Source organism: Sphingobacterium siyangense (genome assembly GCF_007830445.1).
Classification (GTDB): Bacteria; Bacteroidota; Bacteroidia; order Sphingobacteriales; family Sphingobacteriaceae; genus Sphingobacterium; species Sphingobacterium siyangense.
In genome coordinates, this window is record NZ_VLKR01000002.1 from 1 (window position 1) to 20847 (window position 20847).

Here is a 20847-nt window from a genome sequence, read left to right on the forward strand (position 1 = left end):
CGAACCCGGCCGACCCTTCTTTCGAATCCTAATATCTTTAAAACAAGAAAAGCTAATCTTGCGATTAGCTTTTCTTTAGTGATCCCGCTGGGATTCGAACCCAGGACCCATACATTAAAAGTGTATTGCTCTACCAGCTGAGCTACGGAATCCTTTCTGTTTTTGAAAGTGATGCAAAGGTAGAATTTCTTTTGATATATGCCAAATTATTGCGTGCAAATTTTGATAAAAAGGCCTTAACTGCTTAATAAATAAACGGATTATTTTTTATCGCGCTTTTTTTGCATGGATTATTCGGTCTGCTCCATTGATATCTTTTATGAGTCTGACCTGTTCAAATCCTTTTTTGACCATAAGTTCTTTCATTTCTGCACCGAGATATTGATTGATTTCAAAATATAGATCTCCATTTGGGGCTAAATGTTTCAGTGCAAAGGATGAAATAACATCATAAAAAATCAACGGAGCGCTTTCTTCAATGAATAATGCGAGCTCAGGTTCGTAAGCCAATACGTTTTGATTCATATGCTGCTTTTCTCCCGGGGTTATATAGGGCGGATTGGATACAATGATATTGTATTGTTGGTCGGAGAAAATGTATTCCCATTCAAATATATCCGCATTGATAAATTGAACCTGAGTTTTTAAATTATTAGCATTTTCCTGTGCTGTTTTTATCGCCTCTTTTGAGATGTCTATCGTGGTTACCAGGGCATTATTGAGATGCTTTGATAAGGTGATAGGGATGCAGCCAGAGCCAGTTCCGATATCTATAATTTTTAGGTTTTGAGAAGATTTATGGTTTTTGATGATCAGATCGACAAGTTCTTCAGTTTCCTGGCGTGGAATGAGGACCGATTCATTGACCTGGAAAACTTCACCATAAAAATCTGCCCTATTGAGTATGTACTGTATAGGTCTGTGCTTTTCTAGATCCTGAAGGATGCTAAGTACTTCAGCCTTATTCGCCTCGTTGACAATATCTGTTTTTCTCAAATGATAATTGGTTCTATTTAACCCAAACTTTTCGGCAACAACCATTAAGAATATTGCTTTTATTTCATCCTCATCATATAACTCCTGAAGCTCGTGTTGAAATAATAATTCGAAATCTTGAAGTATTTTCATGTGTCAAAGGTACGATTTTCATAGATTTGTATCTATGGATATGCACAGGCAATATATGCATCGTTGTTTGGAACTGGCCCAAATGGGTGCGGGTTCAGTGAGTCCCAATCCAATGGTTGGGGCTGTCATTGTTTTGGACGGTAAAATTATCGGTGAAGGGTATACTTCTCCGTATGGTGGACCACATGCTGAGGTCAATGCTGTACAACAGGTTATGCAAAAGTATGGGGAAAAGGCAAAGCGGCTTATCGCGGAAAGTACTTTTTATGTCAGCCTTGAACCTTGCGCGCATTATGGAAAGACGCCACCCTGTGCTAATATGATTGCGGAGCTGAAACCTTTGAAAGTTTTTATAGCCTGTTTGGATCCTTTCGCAAAGGTCAATGGCAAAGGAGTAGAAATACTACGGGAAGCTGGTATTGAGGTTGAAATTGGTTTACTGGAAAAAGAGGCCGTATGGCTCAATCGTAGGTTTTTTACACGTATCGGTCAATTTCGTCCCTATGTTATTTTAAAATGGGCACAAACCAAGGATGGTTTTATAGGACAAGAGGGTAAGCAGGTTTGGATAAGTAATGCCGCAAGCCAACAGTTGGTTCACCGTTGGAGAGCGGAGGAAGATGCTATTTTGGTTGGTACAAATACTGCAGTCGTAGATAATCCCAGTCTGACCGTAAGAGAATGGCAGGGTAAAAACCCATTGCGTATTCTTTTAGATAGAGATCTTGCTATCCCGCTAGATGCTAATATTCTCAATGATCAAGCTGATACAATTGTGTTCAATGCTAAAAAGACAGAATGGACAGCAAATGTGAAGTATATTGAGCTCGAAAATTATGGGTTGTATTTACCGCAGAATATTCTTTATCAACTTTATTTAATGGATGTTCAGTCAATAATCATAGAAGGAGGGCGTGCTACTCTGCAAATGTTTATAGATGCGGATCTCTGGGATGAGGCAAGGGTATTTGAGTCTGAAACAAGATTATTGAATGGGATTGAGGCTCCTCAATTTAAAGGACAATTGCTAGAAAGCAAATTGGTTTCCAATGATCTTTTAAAGATCTATAAGAAACAGTAATTATTAAATTGTATATTTAAGGAATTATAAGCAATAGCCGGTTGATTTAATTCTAAAATTACAATTATGTTAGTTACAGAAAACTTAATGCAGTTTATCTGGAAACTTCGGCTATTCCGTGCAAATGGGTTGAATTCTACTGATGGAGAACCCTTGGTCGTTGTTCATGTGGGGCAATATAATACAGATTCCGGCCCCGATTTTCTCATGTCACATATTAGGTGTAAAGATAATGATTGGTTTGGTCATGTCGAGATGCATATCCAATCTTCGGATTGGGATCGACATTGTCATCAAGAAGATGTCGTTTATAATAACGTTATCTTACATGTGGTGTGGAAAAATGATAAAGTTATCTACCGAAATGATGGGACATCTATACCGACATTGGTGCTTTCGGAATATGTGGAACAGCATCTCTTGGAGCGGTATTCAGTGATGATGAATACTAAAAGTTCGATACCTTGTGAATTTCAGCTTAGTTCTGTCGATCTTTTTAAAAAATCCATATGGCTGAGTAGTTTAGCTATTGAACGCCTAGAAATGAAGTTTCAACAAATGTCGGTGATCTTAAAACAATGTAATACGGATTGGGAAAAAACTTTATGGGTATGGATCTGCAGATGTATGGGATTAAAAGTTAATGCAGATACATTTCAGGAGCTTGGGGAAAAATTACCTTGGAACATTTTACAAAAATATCGTTCCAACCTATTTAAAATAGAGGCTCTTTTCTTTGGGATCAGCAGGCTGTTTATTCAAGGACAAGAAAGCGAGTATATGAAGCGGCTAGCTGGTGAATTTGAGTATCAAAAACGTATTCATGGTATAGAGGCTATTTATGGGGTTTGGAAAAGGATGAGAATGAGACCTTATAATTTTCCTGAACGGCGAATCACGCAATTAGCTCTTTTGTTTAGTAAGAACGAGTTGGGCGTTGCTAAGATTTTGGCTGTGGATGATTTGGAGGCTGCTCGAAAATTATTTAAGATAGAGTCGCCGGGTGATTATTTTGGGGGATATTTTTCTTTCGGTACAAAAACGAAGGTAAAAACATCGGTTCGGCTGGGTAAAGAAACTATTGACACGCTTGTTATTAACGTGATTATCGTATTTCTTTTTTCATACGGTAAATATTTTAGTATTCAGTCATATATTGATAAAGCGCTAGATCTTTTGGAGCAGCTTCCTGCAGAAAAAAATGTTGTTGTGAGACAATTTACTCAATATGATTGGCCTGTTCAAAGCGCATTGCAAAGTCAAGGGATTTTGCAATTAAAGAGATTTTACTGTGATAGGAAGCGCTGCCTTCATTGCAGTATAGGATCAGAAATTTTAAAAAGAAATTAATTCTTTAAAATCTCTGCAATCTCCTTATGGCCTTTTTCATATGCCATATCCATTGGAGCTAATCCTGAAATATTGATGACTCTGGTGTCGGCTCCATTTTCGAGTAAGGCAACAATAAAGTCGATATTACCAAATTGAGCCGCGAAATGAAGTGGAGTTTCACCAGTAGCTTGAATGGCATTGACATTTGCATTAGCATCGATAAGCAACTTGCCGATCTCTTCATTGTTGTTTGCCGCAGCAATATGTAGCGCAGTGGTGAGTTGTTCATTTTTGGTTACGACATTGGGATTGACTTTTTTGGATAGTAAAAGACGGACAATGTCTGCTTTGTTGAAATATGTTGCTAAGGTCAATGGCGTAAAACCCTGTGATGACCATTCGTTGACAATAGATGGAGCTTGCAAAATAATAGCCTCCAGGTATGAGGTTAACCCGGCCGCACAGGCCTCATGGATAGTCATGGATTTGGTGTGTTGTAAAAGTGTCCGAATGATCTGGGGTTTGTTATAATAGCAAGCCAATAGGAGGGGAGAAATTCCATGACTCGTTGTTTCTTGTAAAAGTTCGGGATTTCCAATCAATAATAAGTCGATATCATGGCTTCTGCCTTCTTCAATATATTGTTCTAAAACGGAAAGGTTCATGTCTTAACAAATTGTCTAACGTTGTCACTAAAATAGACTTTATTGATGAGAATAAATGTTTGATTTGCGAAAATATTTGTATTTAATTTTGCTTGGGATTGAACTGAAATTTAGAAGAAGGGTGTTTTTACGGGGTGAATTGGATCTTAAAATCCGGGAAAAAGTTATTTTTGGGGTATTTTATATACACAAATGTGTAGTAATGCGCATAATGTTTTTGTAAATTAAAAAGTAGATGTACTTTTGTTAAGCCCCTCCCAAGGGCATGTTTTTCATAGGTAGATGTAGGGTCGGGTGTTTCTCACTACGACCCTTTTTTTATAGCTTTGTTTTTATTATTTTAAAAGAGATGTCTAAGAGAAAAATTGTTATTGCCATTACTGGAGCTAGCGGCTCAATCTATGCTAAAGTTTTACTTAAAAAACTATTGGTATTAAAAACACAGATCGCAGAAGTTGGGATTGTAATGTCGAACAATGCGAAGGATGTATGGCGTGCGGAGTTAGGCGATGAGAGTTATCAGGATGTACCGTTCAAATTTTATGATAAGGGTGATTTCTTTGCTCCTTTTGCGTCAGGGTCGGCTCGCTATGATACGATGATTGTCTGTCCGTGTTCAATGGGGACATTATCAAGGATCGCCCACGGAATTTCTTCTGATCTGACAACTCGCGCGGCAGATGTAATGCTAAAAGAACGACGAAGATTGATTTTGGTTACCCGTGAGACACCGCTAAGTATTATACATATTCAAAACATGAAATTGGTGACAGAGGCCGGAGGTATCATTTGCCCTGCATCACCTTCATTCTATAGTTTGCCAAAGACTTTGGAGGATGTTGCAGAAACTGTGGTTGATCGGATTTTGAGTCTTGCAGGGTTTGAATTTAAACATTATCAGTGGGGAGAAAATGCCTAGTTATTCCTCGTTGAAATCTATTTTTAATGTTCTTTAATAAATTTGTATTTTGTAACTTTGTTTCTCGAAATGAAGCAATCACAGGCATCACGCGAAAAAGTTATTTGCAGCTATATAATTTATAGTGATAAAGCCACCGTTTGTCTGTTAACACTGCGCACGCTATATGCTTCGATAAATAAGTTGTATCCTTTTAATTTCAATCACATTCATATATGAAAAGCTTATTGATTACTTCTGTTAAAGTAATTTTACCTGGTAATGAATTTCATCAGCAGCAAGTTGATGTATTTATCGAAAAGGGAAAGATTGCGCAGATTGGGAAATCTGTCAAAGTAGCTGATAAAAACATAGAGACCATCGATGGCGCAGGAAAAATTTTAGCGCCAGGTTTTTTTGACTTACATGCCAATTTTGGAGAACCTGGATTAGAAACCAAGGAAGACATTGTAAGTGGAACCGCAGCAGCAGCAGCGGGAGGATTTACTGGAGTTGCTGTAATGCCAAATACCGAACCAGCGATTCAAAGCCGTTCTGAAGTTGCACTTATTGTCAATACAGCGAAAGGGAATCTTGTTGATGTACATCCAATTGGAGCTATCAGTAAAAAACGAGAAGGAAAGGAACTAGCCGAGCTATTTGATATGAAGCAAACGGGTGCTGTCGCTTTCAGTGATGGAAATAGGAGTGTACAGCAGGCAGGATTAATGAGCAGAGCGTTGTTATATGCGAAGGGATTCGATGGGTTGATTTTTTCACATGCTGAAGATGAATCTATGGCAGGTGGAAACAAAATGAATGAAGGTGCGATGAGTACTTATTTGGGGATGAAGGGTATTCCCAATCTTGCCGAATCGTTAATGGTTTCTCGTGATCTGTATTTGGCGGAATATACCGGAGCTCCAATTCATTTTGCATCCATTAGCACACCGGAAGCCGTTGACCTGATAAAAAAAGCTAAAGCAAAAGGTCTTCCAGTGACATGTGATGTTGCTGCACATCAATTGGTCTTTACTGACGAAGATATTGTCGGTTTTGATAGTAATTATAAGGTGAGTCCGCCGTTACGCACAAAGGCAGATCTTAAGGTATTACTCAAAGGAATTAAGGACGGTACTATTGACGCTGTTGTTTCGCAACATACACCGCATGAAATAGAATTTAAGAATGTAGAATTTCATATTGCAAAAAATGGAATTATTGGACTACAGACCGTATTGCCACTCATGGTTCGTGCTGGATTAAACGAAGAACAAATTGTCAATAGTCTTTCAGTTAGACCCCGACAGATTCTAGGACTTGACGTTCCTCTTATTGAAGAAGGGGCAGTAGCCAATCTTGTCGTATTTGACTCAGCGAAGACTTGGAGCTTCGATGAGAAAACCAATAAATCCAAATCAAAAAATTCTCCATTGTTCGGACAGATCTTAAAAGGCGCTGTCGAATTGGTCATCAATAATAGTCAAATCATTAAAAACGATTAAAAACCATGGAAGCAAATGTTAAAGCAGCCGTTGAGGCAGGTATATTAAATTATGGCAAGGTTGATGGAATCTCGACAGCCCCGGAGTTTCTTGAAAAGATCATTGGCGTATTCAATACGGAGGCCAGTTATCTAGAGAAATTAGAACTGTTGGATCAGTCTTTTGATGACTATCCGTTGTTTGACGAACTTCGTGAAGTATATGTCGATCTTTTATTGATGAACTTTTTCTCCAATGACGTATTAAAATTGGAAGATGATTATTTGGATTCTGAAGAATGGGAAGCGATCGAAGATGAAACAATAGATCGTGGAACAGAATTGTTGAATATTTTTCTTTATTTAGGGGAATGTAAGGATGATGAGATTGAACCTGAATTGGATGATTTCCTAAAAGAATTTTTACTGGTTGACGAAGATGAATTCCAAGACGAGCATGAAATTTATGAAGATATCATTGCTAATCAGATTGTAGTAGATAGCCCGTATGCCGAAATTGCAAAAGTAGGAAAGGGAATAAATCCGAGAAGCGAAGTTTATGAACTTTTCTATCCTATTATGAGTTTCTTTAGCGAGTTGAAACCATCTGAAAAACAATTTGAAGAGTATGCTGACGCTTCTTCCAATAAGGCTTTTGATATCGCCCTTTACCAAATAATTAGTACTTACTATAACAAATAATTTTATGGCAGAATCATTCAACCAAAGTAATGTAGGATTTGATGCGGTAATCGACAAAAAGAAAAGTATTATCTATGGTGTTATTTTAGGAATAATTTCTTTTATTCTAGGATTAGTTGTTTTGTTTGTTGTCAAAGACTTAAATTCCTTTTGGGGGGTAATGTCGATGTCATTTATTGTTAATACGGGGATTTTTGTTGTTATCTCTGCGCTGTTCGCCTTCTCTCTTAGGAAAGCAAATGGTGGATACTGGAACTTTTCTATAGCATTGAAATCGATCTTTATGATGCTTGCTATTTCTACGATTATTTCCACTATTGGTACGCAACTCTATGTTAATTTCATTAATCCAACTTTACAAGAAAAGGTGGTGACGCATACAATTAATGTTACCATTGAGTATATGGAGAAAAACAACGTGCCAGATGAAGTTATAGATTCAAAAATCGCAGAACTTGAAAAGCAAGTTGATGCTATAGGAAAGATAACCTTAGGACAGGTGTTCAAAGGATTGGCAATCACATTGATGTTTCAATTTGTTTTTGCATTACTATTATCAGCCTTGACAAAACGAGAAAAATTGGTGATTAAGCAAGAGACCAATTAGTGTTTAATAAAATAAAATTGACCCTATAAGGTATTACTGAAAAAGTAATACCTTTGTTGGTATTATAATACTACATTTTTAGCATGATTAACATTCACATGGATATTTCTGTTGTTGTTCCTTTATTTAATGAAGAAGAATCCTTACCCGAATTGACAGCTTGGATCGACCGTGTTATGGCGGCCAATCATTTTTCCTATGAAATTATTTTAGTTGATGATGGGAGTAAAGATAATTCTTGGAAAGTTATTGAAGAGTTGAAGTTAAAGAACACGAATATTTCTGCGATAAAGTTCCGACGCAACTATGGAAAATCTGCGGCTTTAAATGTAGGCTTTGCTGCTGCACAGGGCGATGTTGTTATTACAATGGATGCTGATCTACAGGATAGTCCAGATGAGATTCCTGAACTGTATGATCGGATCGTGAACAAGGGAGCGGATTTAGTATCGGGTTGGAAGCAAAAGCGCTATGATCCATTGACCAAAACAATCCCAACCAAATTGTTTAATGGGGTAACAAGATCTATGTCTGGAATTCATAACCTGCATGATTTTAACTGTGGTCTTAAAGCTTATAAAAAAGATGTTGTTAAAAACATTGAGGTTTATGGCGAGATGCATCGTTATATACCCGTTATTGCGAAATGGGCTGGATTTACCAATATACAGGAACAGGTTGTACAGCATTACCCACGTAAATACGGTACAACTAAATTTGGGCCGGGCCGTTTTGTGAAAGGCTTCTTGGATTTATTATCCATATTTTTTGTCGGCAAATTTGCGAAAAGACCGATGCACTTTTTTGGTGTTATGGGGGTGATTAGTTTTCTTGCAGGTTTATTTATCTCCATTTATCTGATTTGCCACAAACTCATGAGTATAGCTAGCGGTACACCATTTAGAGATATAACAGATCAACCATTATTTTTCTTTGCGCTGACAGCGATTATTTTGGGAACACAATTATTTCTGACAGGTTTCTTGGCAGAATTAGTCTCTAGAAGCAGCTCCGATCGGAATGATTATCAAATTGAGAAAGTCATCTAAATAATTATGCGAATTGTGATTTTAGGATCCGCCTATCCATTGAGGGGAGGGGGGATAGCGTCTTTTAATGAACGATTGGCATTCCATTTTCAGGAGTTAGGTCATGAAGTGGATATCTATTCCTTTAGTCTACAGTATCCCAATTTTCTTTTCCCTGGGAAGTCCCAATATTCAGATGAGCCTGCACCAACCGGTCTTCATATTAAAACAATAGTGAATTCTATTAATCCACTTAATTGGATAAAGGTTGGTAGGGAGCTTAGGAAGGCGAACTACGATTTGCTTATCGTGCGATTTTGGATGCCATTTTTTGGGCCTTGTTTGGGAACAATCCAGCGACAGGTTCGAAAAAATAAACATACTAAAATTGTATGTATCGCTGATAATATAATCCCTCATGAACAGCGCATAGGGGATAAGATGTTGATCCGCTACTTTTTGAAATCTGTTGATGCTTGTCTCACTATGAGTAAAAGTGTGCTGGCAGATCTGAAAATGTTAAGCCCCAAAATGCCAGCGGTATATACGCCGCATCCCCTCTACGATAACTATGGTGCGCATCAAAGTAAAAAGGAAGCACGTCGATTACTTAAGATTGCCGAAGAGGATAAAGTCGTATTGTTTTTTGGTTTTATTCGTCAATACAAGGGCTTAGATATCTTGCTGGAAGCATTAGCTAATTCCAAGGTTCGCGATCTCGGTGTTAAATTATTGCTTGCCGGAGAATTTTATGGTGATCCTGCTCCCTATCTGGAGCTTATAAAAAAGTATAAACTCGAAGAGTTTATTTTTATGCATACCGATTTTATTCCAAATCAGGAGGTGGGACGTTATTTTTCAGCTGCGGATTGCGTTGTATTGCCTTATCGTAGCGCTACGCAGAGTGGAATCACCCAAGTTGCTTATCATTTTGATCTTCCCATGATTGTGAGTAATGTTGGGGGATTGCCGGAATTGGTTCAAGATGGCTACGTTGGTTATGTTGTGGAACCTGATGCCTGTCAAATAGCCGACGGTATTTTTTCATTTTACCATTACAACAAAGAAGAGCAATTTAGAACGAATATTATCGATGAAAAAAGGAAATACAGCTGGGATACTTTTGGCAATGAACTTCTTAAGTTGGCGCGTTGATGAGTAGCAGTGATTTTATTTGTATATAAAATCAAATTTATCTAAGTTTGGAAGACTGAGGTAGAAATTTAAAAGGAAGGAGAGATTTTGTTGCCGTTTACACAAAGCAGTTTAACTAAGTTAGAAGAGTTTTTTAAGGAGCAAGGGTATAAAGTTAGATACGAGAAAGGTTCATTCCGCACAGGCGCTTGTATGTTGCAGACGACAAAAGTTGTAGTAGTCAATAAGTTTTCGAATCTTGAAATAAAAATCCAGTCATTGTGGAACATATTATTGGATATTGAAATTGATTCGGAGGCCATTTCTGAAAAACTTCTTCCGATTTATGAAGAAATATTGAAATCAAAAATTGTAGCTTGAGAATAACATTTTTAGGAACCGGAACATCACAAGGGGTGCCTGTAATAGCATGCCAATGTCAGGTCTGTCAATCTGAAGACAGACGTGATAAGAGGTTACGTTCTTCTATTCTTATTGAATACAATCAACATACATTGGTTGTGGATACTGGCCCAGACTTTAGGTATCAGATGTTGCGCGAGAAAGTTATGCATTTGGATGCGGTGTTAATGACACACTCACATAAAGACCATATTGCTGGTTTAGATGACGTAAGGGCATTTAATTATCAGCAGCATAGCTCAATTTCTATTTACGGTACAGCAGCTCTCCATGAAGCGCTCAGACGAGAATTTTATTATGCGTTTACAGAAGTTAAATATCCCGGAGCTCCGCGGTTGGATTTGGAAGAGATAAAGGCCGGTGTACCCTTGTCTTTATTTGGAAAAGAAATTATGCCTATTGAGGTTCTCCATTATAAAATGCCAGTCTTGGGTTTTAGGATCGGAGATTTCGCCTACATTACTGATGCGAAATTTATCAGCGCAGAATCACGGAAATTATTGGAAGGAGTAAAGATTCTTGTGGTAAATGCTTTGCAAAAGGAATCTCATATTTCACATTTAACATTGGATGAGGCGATTGAATTTGCCTATGATATTCATGCCGATAAAACCTATTTTACACATATAGGGCATCGAATGGGACTGCATGAAGCTGTTTCCAGAGAATTGCCCGAAAACATGTTTTTAGCCTACGATAGATTACAGCTTGAAATTAGCTAATCCATTTAAAATAAAACTATAGTTCTTTTTTCGTTGTTATACCTATAAAAAATAGATTTAGGTATTAAATTATAAAGAAATGGGAAATTTACTGTATATCATCGCCGTTATCTTAGTTATCATTTGGGCGATAAGTTTTTTTGGAGGTTATGCGGCTGGCAATAACATTATCCACATCCTTTTGGTCATTGCTATTATTGTGGTTTTATTGCGCGTTATTCGTGGCAATGCTTAATCCATTAAATCAAATTCAGATAGAACTGGGCAATTTGTAAGTCTTGAGGGTAGGTGATTTTTATATTTCTGGAGTCACCTTCAATGATAGCGATACGCTTGCCCATTTTCTCTACCACCGACGCATCATCTGTAAAAAGGGGATCTTCGGCTTGCTGATAGGACTTTAGAAGCAATTCTCCATGAAAAACCTGTGGAGTTTGTACTAACCAGGTATGATTTCTATCAACAGCAGAGTTGGATGTGGTGTCTCCCATCCGAACTGATTCAATGCTCTTTTGTGCTAAGACAATTGCCTGATGATCATACGCCCCCTGGAAGGCTTTTTTAATAAGAGCTTCAGTGATGATAGGCCGAGCTCCGTCGTGCACCGCAATATAGTCTTTTGGACCGATATCAAAATTTTGCTGAATGTAATCTATTCCGTTCCTTACACTTTCGAAGCGGGTTTGTCCGCCAAAAGCGATATGTATAGGGCGATCAAACTGATGCTTCAAACACAGTTCGGTCCAAAAACTTTCCATTGGCTCGCTGATGACCAAAATAACTTCCGAAATGGTTTCTGACTGGCAAAATCGATTAATTGTATGCATAACAATCGGCAGTCCATTTAAGTCAAGAAACTGCTTTGGAAGATCGCTATTCATTCTGTTTCCGGTTCCGGCAGCAACGATAATTACAAAGTTCATGTTGTTATTGAAAGGTTACTATTTAAAAAAACGTGGATAGTTTAAGGCTATCCACGTTTTTTTATTTTATCTTTTAAGCCACATCGTTAAACGATTAACATAGCGTCGCCATAGCTGTAGAATCTATACTTTTCTTTTACAGCAACTTCATAGGCATTCATCACATTTTCGTAGCCTGCAAACGCAGCAATCATTACTAAAAGTGTGGATTCTGGTGTATGGAAGTTTGTAATCATTGAGTTTGCAATACTGAAATCGTAAGGAGGATAGATGAACTTACTCGTCCAGTCAGACGCCGCTTTTAAGTGGTGATCTGCAGAAACAGAAGATTCTATTGCACGCATAGAAGTCGTTCCTACAGCACACACGCGACGTTTGTTGTCGATTGCTCTATTGACAACGCGTGCAGCTTCATCAGTGATGATGAACTGTTCCGAATCCATTTTATGTTTGGTTAAATCTTCGACTTCAACGGTACGGAAAGTTCCAAGACCAACGTGAAGAGTAACCTCTGCAAAATCAACACCTTTTAGTTCCAGACGTTTCATTAACTCTCTTGAGAAGTGAAGTCCAGCTGTAGGAGCAGCAACAGCACCTTCATTTTTTGCGTAGATCGTTTGGTAACGGAATTTATCTTCCGGCGTGGCTTTACGTTTGATGTATTTAGGAAGCGGAGTTTCACCTAAGATTTCAATATTACGGCGGAACTCTTCATCGGTACCATCAAATAAAAATCTAATTGTACGGCCACGAGAAGTTGTATTGTCAACCACTTCGGCAACCAATAAGTCATCATCACCGAAATATAATTTGTTGCCTACACGAATTTTACGCGCAGGATCTACCAACACATCCCAAAGACGAAGCTCATTGTTCAATTCACGCAACAAGAAAACTTCAATCGTAGCTCCAGTTTTTTCTTTATTACCGTAAAGGCGGGCTGGAAAAACTTTAGTATTGTTTAAGATCATGACATCTTTGTCATCGAAATAATCCAATACATCTTTGAAAATTTTGTGTTCAATTTTACCAGTATCTCTATGTAGGACCATCAAGCGTGATTCGTCACGATTTTCAGAAGGTTCAGAAGCAAGTAATGATTCTGGTAAGTTGAATTTAAATTGAGATAACTTCATCTTTAATGATATATATTTTAATGTCTGCCTTTCAGTGCATTACAGTGCACCAAATACTAGGTTGCAAAAAGCATACAAAGTTATAACTTTTTCGGGTATAGAAAGGGCTTATTTCTAATTTATGTATATATTTTTAACGATTTTGACATTAAATCAAAACTATATTGTATTTTAGAATACAATTATGCTATTTTTTAGATTGATATTGGAGAGTTGTCAGTTTGCTTTTTCGGCATTAAAAGACAATCGTACTCGCACCTTACTATCGCTGTTGGGTGTGACCATCGGTATTTTTACGATTATTGGTGTATTTTCTGCGGTAGATACCCTACGGAATAATATAGAGGAATCAGTAAAGAAGATCGGTAGCAAAACACTTTATATTGAGAAATGGCCCTGGGATGGAGGTCCAAATTTCCCTTGGTGGAAATACTTGAATAGACCTGAACCTACATACAATAATTACCTGGATTTGAAGAGTCGGATGACGACAGCCGAGTATATGGCGTATATGATCAATATTGGTAATACGACTATAAAATATAAGAATAATTCGGCCCAAGGCTCATCGGTCAATGCAGCGACCTATGAGAACCTGTACATTCAAAATTTGAATATTGTGGATGGTCGTTACTTTGCTGAAAGCGAGTCGAGGGGTGGAGCTCTTGTAACTGTGTTGGGAGCAAATATTGCGGAAGGGCTTTTTCCTAATGAGGAACCTGTTGGCAAATATATTAATATGTTAGGCCGAAAAATTCAGGTTATCGGTGTATTAAAGAAAGAAGGAAATGGTGTATTGATCAATACCTCCCCCGATGATACCGCCTTTATTCCATTTGAGCTTGCGAGAAATTTGGTCAACTATGATAATTTCTCACCGAGCATAGCGATGGTTATTAAATCGAACTATACGCTTGGCGAGGCGGAGAGCGAAGCGAAGACACTCATGCGTTCGATTCGTCGTATATCGCCACAACGGGAGGAAAACTTTTCCATTAACCAGACAACAATGATTACAGGTGCGCTGGATCAGCTTTTTGGGATAATTAATCTTGCGGGTTTTTCAATCGGTATTTTTTCGATTTTGGTTGGTGGCTTCGGTATTGCCAATATCATGTTTGTCAGTGTCAAAGAGCGTACACATATCATCGGAATCCAGAAAGCGCTGGGGGCTAAAAATTTCTTTATTCTTTCACAATTTTTAGTTGAGTCTATCGTACTATGTTTGTTGGGGGGAGGGATAGGCCTCGTTGTTGTTTATTTTTTGGCGTTTCTAGTGCAAGCTGCAACTGGCGTTGCTATTGTCGTAAGTTTAAAAATGGTTATGCTTACCGTTTCGCTTTCGACGTTTATTGGTCTCATATCAGGTATTGTTCCGGCCCTAATGGCTTCTCGATTGGATCCGGTAGAAGCGATCCGGAGTAAATAGAAAGCGATATGTTTAAAAAAGCTCAATTTTCGATATTGCAAGGATTTTGGCTTTTAATTTTTGCCTATAGCTGTATGCTGATGGCTGAAATCACACTTCGCTATCGTGGGTTCTCACTCGATGCGAATTTCCTGATGATTAAACAAACGGAAATTGAAGAACTTTGGTGGTATCGCTACGTATTTTATGTCCATGTCTGCACAGCTATCTTTGCCTTGCCTGCCGGCTTTACGCAGTTTAATACTTATCTATTGAATAAATATCCGCGAGTCCATCGAAGTATCGGGTATTTGTATGTATTCGCCATTTTGGTTTTTGCCGCTCCTTCAGGTTTGCTTATTGGATCCGTGGCAAATGGCGGGTTAACCTCTATTATTGCATTTGAATTATTGGGGCTTGGATGGTTTTATTTCACCTGGCGGGCAGTTCGTTTGGCGAGTCAGCGAAAATTTGATAAACACCGTGATTTTATGATCCGTAGTTTTGCCTTAACCTGTTCTGCACTTACCCTACGTTTTTGGAAGCTTGCTTTAGTATACCTGTTTCAGCCTAATCCGATGGATCTCTATCAAATTATTGCCTGGTTGGGGTGGGTCCCTAATTTGTTGTTGGCGGAATTTATTATTTATCAAAAAAATCATAAATTATGAGGAAGAACCTTTGTTTAATGTTAATGCTTGGAGCAATCCTTGGTTGTAAGGACGGGAAAAGCAAAAAGAATGAAGCCACCGAAACAAAAGATACTGTTGTGGCCGAAGCTGAGGCACATCAGGAACTTTATGGCAATTGGGTGGGCGAATTTGTTGTGGATGAAAGTACTCTTGAGGAAGGAGAAGGGCTGCCCACAACAGATTATTCTCCGAAGATAAATTTGACCATAAAAAAAATTACGGATAAGGGTAATATCTTCGGACAGAATGTTGTCAAAGGAAATCTGCGCTCTTTTGTGGGGAAATTGGAGGAAAATGGTGCCGATATTCGGTTATTATTGGATGAACCCGGCGACAAAAAGTCCGACGGGCGATTTGAAATTAAGCTTAATCACGATACCTTAATAGGCAATTGGACCGCATATGACCAAGGGGTAAAGATTAAAAAGCGAAGCTTTAAATTGTTGAAAAAGCAGTTCGCCTATAATCCAAATCTGATGCTAAAAAATCAGGATGGAGAAGACGGAACTTTGGTCGACTGGATTAACGAAAAAAGAAAGGAGGAAACTGATGTGGATGGAGATTCAACTTATACTTACATTATTCAATACTATCGATCGGCATCCCCTGCGGTCTTTACTGTAAATGCATCTAAACAAAAGTTGACGGAGAAAGACCTTAAAAACCTCAAGAAATTAGATCTGGAGATTATTCGGAATACGATTTTTGCCCGACATGGCTATGCGTTTACCAAACCTAGCATTCGCCAGTTTTTTGAACCTGTAGATTGGTATGTGCCTATTTCAAAAGATGTGTCTGCAGACTTAAGCCCCTTAGAAAAAGATAATATAGCTTTGCTGACTAGATTTGAAAAATATGCAACGGATAATTATGACACCTTCGGAAGGTAATGCAGTCAACATTAGTCATGAATATTCGAAAGATCAGTATCACACAAAAGGCTTTACATCGTAAAGCCTTTTGTGTGATATCAAGAGTTTATGTTTTATTATTTCTTCCGAATAGAAATCGCATTTTTATGCGCTTGCAGGCCTTCGAGTTCAGCGAGTATTTCAACTACCGACCCGATTTGTTGAAGTCCAGTTTCGCTTATATGCTGAAAAGTAACTTTTTTCACAAAAGAATCTACTGATACGCCGGAGTAGGAGCGTGCATAGCCTGATGTAGGCAGCGTGTGATTTGTACCTGAGGCATAATCTCCTGCGCTTTCAGGGGTTAAGTGACCTAAGAAAACCGAACCAGCGTTACTGATATAGCGTGTTAAGGACTCCCATTGGTCCGTCTCCAAAATAAGGTGTTCTGGCGCATAGTCATTTGAAAACTGTATGGCCTCCTGAAGATTCTCGACAGTTATTGCATAGGAATTTTCAATCGCTTTTGCAGCAAGTTCCTTGCGAGGCAAAACCGCTAATTGGGCTACTAATGCTGTGTTGACGGCATCAACTATAGTCGCGGAAGTTGCAACCAGCACAGCTTGACTGTCGGCTCCGTGTTCGGCCTGTGCCAAAAGATCTGCGGCGACAAATGCTGGATTAGCCGACTCGTCAGCGATGACCAGTACTTCGGATGGCCCCGCAGGCATGTCAATGCTAACATTTGCAAGGCCCTGTATGATGGATTTTGCTTTTGTGACAAACTGATTTCCTGGGCCAAATATCTTATCGACTTTTGGTATAGTCTCTGTTCCAAACCCCATAGCAGCAACAGCTTGAGCGCCTCCAACGAGGTATATTCTATTTATCTTAAGTAATTTTAAACAAAAAGCAACAAAGCCATTTATTTTTCCATTGGATTGTGGAGGAGAACAAACGACAATCTCTTTACATCCAGCTATTCTCGCAGGAATACCGAGCATTAAAAGTGTGCTAGGTAAAACTGCTGATCCCCCTGGGATATAAAGGCCAACTTTTTCAATGGGACGAACCTCGCGCCAGCATTTTACGCCGGGCATCGTTTCAACAGTGCGCTCCCTTTTTAATTGTGTACTATGGAATTTATGTATATTTTGAAACGCGATTTCCAATGCTCTTTGTTGATCGCGGTCAATGGTAGATGCCAGTGCGTCGATATCTTCCTCGTCTAAATATAATCTGTCAAGTTCAACTTTATCAAATTTGGCCGCATATTCGCGTAATACGATATCACCTTGGTGGCGTACTTGTTGAATAATTTCCTGGACAACCTCTTGTATTGCATTGTTTGGATCCGTATTCCTAGCGACCAGTTGCTGGATTTCGGTTTTTCCTAACGTTTTGTAATCATATTTTTTTAACATGGTTGTATAAGTGCATCAAGTTTAAAGAATGATTTTTTCAATGGGCATCACAACGATACCTTGGGCACCTTCAGCTTTTAACTTATTGATCTTATCCCAAAAGTCATCTTCAGTGATAACGGTGTGTACGGCTACCCAACCTTCTTCTGCCAGTGGAACAACCGTAGGGCTCTTAACACCATGCAATAAAGAAGTGATGGCTGGCAAATTTTTCTTTTCGACATTCAATACCACATATTTAGTTTCTTTTGCTAAAAGAACAGATTCGATACGTTGTACTAATTCGGTCAAAACTTCATTGCCTTCTAATCCCTTTCTTCCAACCAAAATGGCTTCTGAATTTTTGACATCAGCAAAAGGTTTCAAACCGTTGCTTTTTAGTGTTCCTCCGGTAGATACGATATCGCAGATCGCGTCACTAAGACCCAAGCCCGGTGAAATCTCAACTGAGCCGGATATCAAACGGATGTCTGCATTAATCTTATAATCGTCTAGAAAATTCTTTAGGATATTTGGATAAGAGGTTGCGATTGCTTTGCCGTTAAGGTCTTTAATATCTTGGATGGTGCTATCTTTGGGAATAGCCAGTTTCAATGTACATTTTCCAAAACCAAGCCGTTTGATGTATTCTACTTTGGATTCGGTCTCATCGATGATGTTTTCACCGACGATGCCCAGGTCGGCTATGCCTTGTTCCACATATCCCGGAATATCATCATCTCTCAGAAATAATATTTCCAGTGGGAAATTCCCAACAGTTGTGATTAAAGAACTTTTGTAGTTCTCGAAGTCTAAACCACAATTTTTCAGTAATTGAACAGATTTTTCGTTTAACCTACCCGATTTTTGGATAGCAATTTTAAGATTTTTCAACGCTTTATAAATGTTAGCAGTAAATTATTAATAATAAGAAATCAAACAAGAGGGAAGGTATTCTACGTAAGAACACATTAAATTAACATATCGCCACAATGGCGATGATGCAAATGAAAATGATGTACGTAAGTATAAACCATGTTTGTATTAATAACTGCAAGCAAATGTATAGTAAATTAATGGGAAATGCAAGACTATCATTTTAAAATTCTTATCCCAATGGACTTGTTGTTGAAATGAATTCAATTTTCTTGAAAAAAATGTGAAAACAATGCTGTTGATTGGGGGAATATACCATAATTTAGACAAAAGGTAATGCTGATTTCCTATCCTTATAGTAGGCTGTTTGAATTACTTTAAATAGCAAGTTGTGAAATCTTGTTCAATCGAAACGCTTTTTATAGGCTGACAACTCACATAAATTTTCTTATTTTTAGGAATTGGGGGTGACATACTAAGTTAGTAGCGAATAAGAGTTGCAGTAGTAGGGAGTATAAGTTGTTGTTTAATAAATAGGAGGAATGTGTTTAGTGGTACATGTTTCAAAGGGATTATAAATTAGATAGATTATTTGTTTGATGAAAAGATTAGCTTTTATTTTTATTTGTTGGATTAACTGTCTATGTGGTCCTGTCCTTGGACAGGAAAAGCCAGCGTCTACGTTAGATATCCGTATATTGGAGTCCATAGCCGAGACTCGGACAGCGCCACAAACACAAACATTTAAAGTGCTTTCTGATATCAATAACTATGTTCAGATAGCCGTTCCTGTAGGTTTACTGGTTGCAGGTGCGGTCAACGATGATAAGGCAATGCGTCAGAATGCCTTGTATGTTGCTAGTAGTACAGCTGTAACAGCGCTCGTGAATGTTGGGTTAAAACATATTTTTAAGCGAAGCAGGCCATTTAAAAAATATCCTAATTTCATATCGGTTCGTACGGCCGGTGGGTATTCCTTTCCGTCTGGTCATACCTCATCTGCTTTTGCTACTGCTTCTGCTTTGTCTCGGGCTTACTCAAAGTGGTACGTCGTCGCACCATCGCTTTTATGGGCGAGTAGCGTGGGGTATTCAAGGATGTATCTGGGCGTACATTTTCCCTCCGATGTGTTAGCAGGTGCTGTACTGGGAACAGGAGCAGCCTTTGCTTTAGATGGATTAAAGAAATAATATAGAAATAGAAAAAATGATGCAACAGGTTATTAAAATATTGGTTGTTGGATGTGGAAATATGGGCGCATCTCATGCGAAGGCATATCACGATTTAGATGGCTTTCAAATTGTGGGGCTAGTAGCTCGTGGGGAGAGCAAAAGTAAACTGAATGAACAATTGGGAGGCAACTATAAATTGTTTGAATCTTATGAGGATGCACTTCAGGAAACGAGGCCGGATGCCGTTTGTATAGCGACCTATCCGGATACACACAAAGCGTATGCTATAAAAGCCTTTCAGGCTGGTGCTCATGTTTTTATTGAAAAGCCTTTAGCTGAAGATGTGATTTCCGCGCAGGAGGTCGTCGATGCAGCAGTGAAATATGATAAAAAATTGGTTGTTGGATATATTTTGAGATATCATCCCTCATGGGTCAAATTTATTGAAATAGCTAAAACGATGGGAAAACCACTTGTTATGCGTATGAATCTCAATCAACAGAGCCATGGGTATATGTGGGATGTGCATAAAAATCTAATGGCTAGTTTAAGTCCCATTGTTGACTGTGGAGTTCATTATATTGATGTCATGTGTCAAATGGTGGGTGCGAAACCATTGTATGTATCTGCAATCGGAGCGCGGTTAACCGATGAGATTCCTGCTTGGAACTACAACTACGGACAATTGCAGCTGCATTTTGAAGATGGGTCCGTAGGATGGTATGAAGCTGGATGGGGACCAATGGTTAGTCAGAACGCTTTTTTTGTAAAGGATGTTTTTGGACCTAAGGGGGCAGTTTCCATTGTCGCAAATAAAGCAAGCGATGAAGGTAAATCGGATTCGGTAGCATCCCATACACAAACAGAAAGCCTTCGCGTACATTATGCCGATTTAAATGCGGCAAATGAATTTACGAAGGTCGATGAGTGGGTCAATTTATCTGATGAGCCCGACCATCAGGAATTATGTAACCGGGAGCAGTTATTCTTTCAGCAGGCGATTGTAGATAATTTGGACCTTTCAGATTCGATGGAAGATGCTGTTAATAGTCTACGAATTGCTTTGGCATGTGACGAAGCGGTGAAAACTAGGCAGATGATTAAATTGTAGTATATTTTGCTTAGTGGTCTTTTTTTTGCTTTTTATGGAAATATGAAGCGAAAAAAGTAAATAAATAAAAAA

Annotated in this window: 21 protein-coding genes and 1 tRNA gene; 15 read left to right on the forward strand and 7 right to left on the reverse strand. The window is 38.5% G+C overall.

The genetic code is table 11. The features are described from left to right. Positions 1–79: 79 nt before the first annotated feature. Together IQ31_RS02265 and prmC are read right to left on the reverse strand one after the other, a co-directional pair. Positions 80–152, reverse strand: a tRNA-Lys gene (locus IQ31_RS02265). A 115-nt stretch (positions 153–267) separates the two neighbouring features. Continuing rightward, a complete protein-coding gene (gene prmC, locus IQ31_RS02270; protein WP_145327017.1) occupies positions 268–1128 on the reverse strand; it encodes a peptide chain release factor N(5)-glutamine methyltransferase in 861 nt (286 codons plus the stop codon). 34 nt (positions 1129–1162) lie between these two features. Here prmC and ribD point away from each other — a divergent pair, with 34 nt between their 5' ends. After that, complete coding sequence (gene ribD / locus IQ31_RS02275) at positions 1163–2209, forward strand: bifunctional diaminohydroxyphosphoribosylaminopyrimidine deaminase/5-amino-6-(5-phosphoribosylamino)uracil reductase RibD (protein ID WP_088162202.1); 1047 nt, start codon at positions 1163–1165, stop codon at positions 2207–2209. Between the two features lie 66 nt (positions 2210–2275). Continuing rightward, a complete protein-coding gene (locus IQ31_RS02280; protein WP_088162201.1) occupies positions 2276–3559 on the forward strand; it encodes a DUF2851 family protein in 1284 nt (427 codons plus the stop codon). Here the strand turns inward: IQ31_RS02280 and IQ31_RS02285 are convergent. Further along, positions 3556–4206, reverse strand: coding sequence for an ankyrin repeat domain-containing protein (locus tag IQ31_RS02285; RefSeq protein ID WP_088162200.1), 651 nt, complete (start codon positions 4204–4206; stop codon positions 3556–3558). The genes IQ31_RS02280 and IQ31_RS02285 overlap by 4 nt on opposite strands. Positions 4207–4555: 349 nt before the next feature. On the opposite strand from IQ31_RS02285, the gene IQ31_RS02290 reads away from it, so the two are divergent. The 8 genes from IQ31_RS02290 to IQ31_RS02330 all read left to right on the forward strand — a co-directional run bounded on the left by IQ31_RS02290 (position 4556) and on the right by IQ31_RS02330 (position 11438). Continuing rightward, positions 4556–5125: a UbiX family flavin prenyltransferase gene (locus tag IQ31_RS02290; protein WP_075993357.1), complete on the forward strand. Its 570-nt coding sequence runs from the start codon at positions 4556–4558 to the stop codon at positions 5123–5125. A gap of 215 nt (positions 5126–5340) precedes the next feature. Further along, a complete protein-coding gene (locus tag IQ31_RS02295; RefSeq protein WP_088162198.1) occupies positions 5341–6609 on the forward strand; it encodes a dihydroorotase in 1269 nt (422 codons plus the stop codon). Between the two features lie 5 nt (positions 6610–6614). Continuing rightward, the gene (locus IQ31_RS02300; RefSeq protein WP_075993355.1) at positions 6615–7289 is read left to right on the forward strand and encodes a hypothetical protein; all 675 of its coding nucleotides are present in this window, start codon (positions 6615–6617) and stop codon (positions 7287–7289) included. A 4-nt stretch (positions 7290–7293) separates the two neighbouring features. After that, a complete protein-coding gene (locus IQ31_RS02305) occupies positions 7294–7896 on the forward strand; it encodes a DUF4199 domain-containing protein (protein WP_075993354.1) in 603 nt (200 codons plus the stop codon). A 98-nt stretch (positions 7897–7994) separates the two neighbouring features. Beyond that, positions 7995–8945 carry a glycosyltransferase family 2 protein gene (locus IQ31_RS02310; RefSeq protein WP_075993353.1) on the forward strand — a complete coding sequence of 317 codons (951 nt, stop codon included), beginning with the start codon at positions 7995–7997 and terminating at the stop codon, positions 8943–8945. 6 nt (positions 8946–8951) lie between these two features. Then, positions 8952–10079 (forward strand): glycosyltransferase, encoded by a 1128-nt coding sequence (locus IQ31_RS02315; RefSeq protein WP_075993352.1) that lies wholly within the window; start codon positions 8952–8954, stop codon positions 10077–10079. Between the two features lie 356 nt (positions 10080–10435). Further along, on the forward strand, positions 10436–11203 hold the full coding sequence (locus IQ31_RS02325) for an MBL fold metallo-hydrolase (protein ID WP_088162196.1): 768 nt from the start codon (positions 10436–10438) through the stop codon (positions 11201–11203). 79 nt (positions 11204–11282) lie between these two features. Then, complete coding sequence (locus IQ31_RS02330; protein WP_104382583.1) at positions 11283–11438, forward strand: lmo0937 family membrane protein; 156 nt, start codon at positions 11283–11285, stop codon at positions 11436–11438. A gap of 4 nt (positions 11439–11442) precedes the next feature. Here the strand turns inward: IQ31_RS02330 and IQ31_RS02335 are convergent, their stop codons facing one another. Both IQ31_RS02335 and queA read right to left on the reverse strand, forming a co-directional pair. Beyond that, a complete protein-coding gene (locus IQ31_RS02335; protein ID WP_145327018.1) occupies positions 11443–12126 on the reverse strand; it encodes a 2-C-methyl-D-erythritol 4-phosphate cytidylyltransferase in 684 nt (227 codons plus the stop codon). An 86-nt stretch (positions 12127–12212) separates the two neighbouring features. Next, entirely contained in the window at positions 12213–13262 is a 1050-nt protein-coding gene (gene queA / locus IQ31_RS02340; protein ID WP_075993349.1) for a tRNA preQ1(34) S-adenosylmethionine ribosyltransferase-isomerase QueA, read from the reverse strand. Between the two features lie 184 nt (positions 13263–13446). Here queA and IQ31_RS02345 point away from each other — a divergent pair, with 184 nt between their 5' ends. Genes IQ31_RS02345 through IQ31_RS02355 form a run of 3 tightly spaced genes read left to right on the forward strand, consistent with a single transcriptional unit; the run spans position 13447 to position 16252 of the window. After that, positions 13447–14691 (forward strand): ABC transporter permease, encoded by a 1245-nt coding sequence (locus tag IQ31_RS02345; RefSeq protein ID WP_172840710.1) that lies wholly within the window; start codon positions 13447–13449, stop codon positions 14689–14691. A gap of 8 nt (positions 14692–14699) precedes the next feature. Beyond that, positions 14700–15341 carry a DUF2306 domain-containing protein gene (locus IQ31_RS02350; RefSeq protein WP_075993347.1) on the forward strand — a complete coding sequence of 214 codons (642 nt, stop codon included), beginning with the start codon at positions 14700–14702 and terminating at the stop codon, positions 15339–15341. Then, a complete protein-coding gene (locus IQ31_RS02355; RefSeq protein ID WP_075993346.1) occupies positions 15338–16252 on the forward strand; it encodes a YARHG domain-containing protein in 915 nt (304 codons plus the stop codon). The genes IQ31_RS02350 and IQ31_RS02355 overlap by 4 nt, the downstream gene beginning before the upstream one ends. A 98-nt stretch (positions 16253–16350) precedes the next feature. Here the strand turns inward: IQ31_RS02355 and hisD are convergent, their stop codons facing one another. Both hisD and hisG read right to left on the reverse strand, forming a co-directional pair. Then, positions 16351–17637, reverse strand: coding sequence for a histidinol dehydrogenase (gene hisD / locus IQ31_RS02360; RefSeq protein WP_075993345.1), 1287 nt, complete (start codon positions 17635–17637; stop codon positions 16351–16353). A 21-nt stretch (positions 17638–17658) separates the two neighbouring features. Next, positions 17659–18510, reverse strand: coding sequence for an ATP phosphoribosyltransferase (gene hisG / locus IQ31_RS02365; RefSeq protein ID WP_075993344.1), 852 nt, complete (start codon positions 18508–18510; stop codon positions 17659–17661). 581 nt (positions 18511–19091) lie between these two features. Here hisG and IQ31_RS02370 point away from each other — a divergent pair. Together IQ31_RS02370 and IQ31_RS02375 are read left to right on the forward strand one after the other, a co-directional pair. Then, positions 19092–19682, forward strand: coding sequence for a phosphatase PAP2 family protein (locus IQ31_RS02370; protein WP_088162194.1), 591 nt, complete (start codon positions 19092–19094; stop codon positions 19680–19682). A gap of 16 nt (positions 19683–19698) precedes the next feature. Continuing rightward, positions 19699–20775 carry a Gfo/Idh/MocA family protein gene (locus tag IQ31_RS02375; protein ID WP_232475557.1) on the forward strand — a complete coding sequence of 359 codons (1077 nt, stop codon included), beginning with the start codon at positions 19699–19701 and terminating at the stop codon, positions 20773–20775. Positions 20776–20847 lie beyond the last annotated feature (72 nt).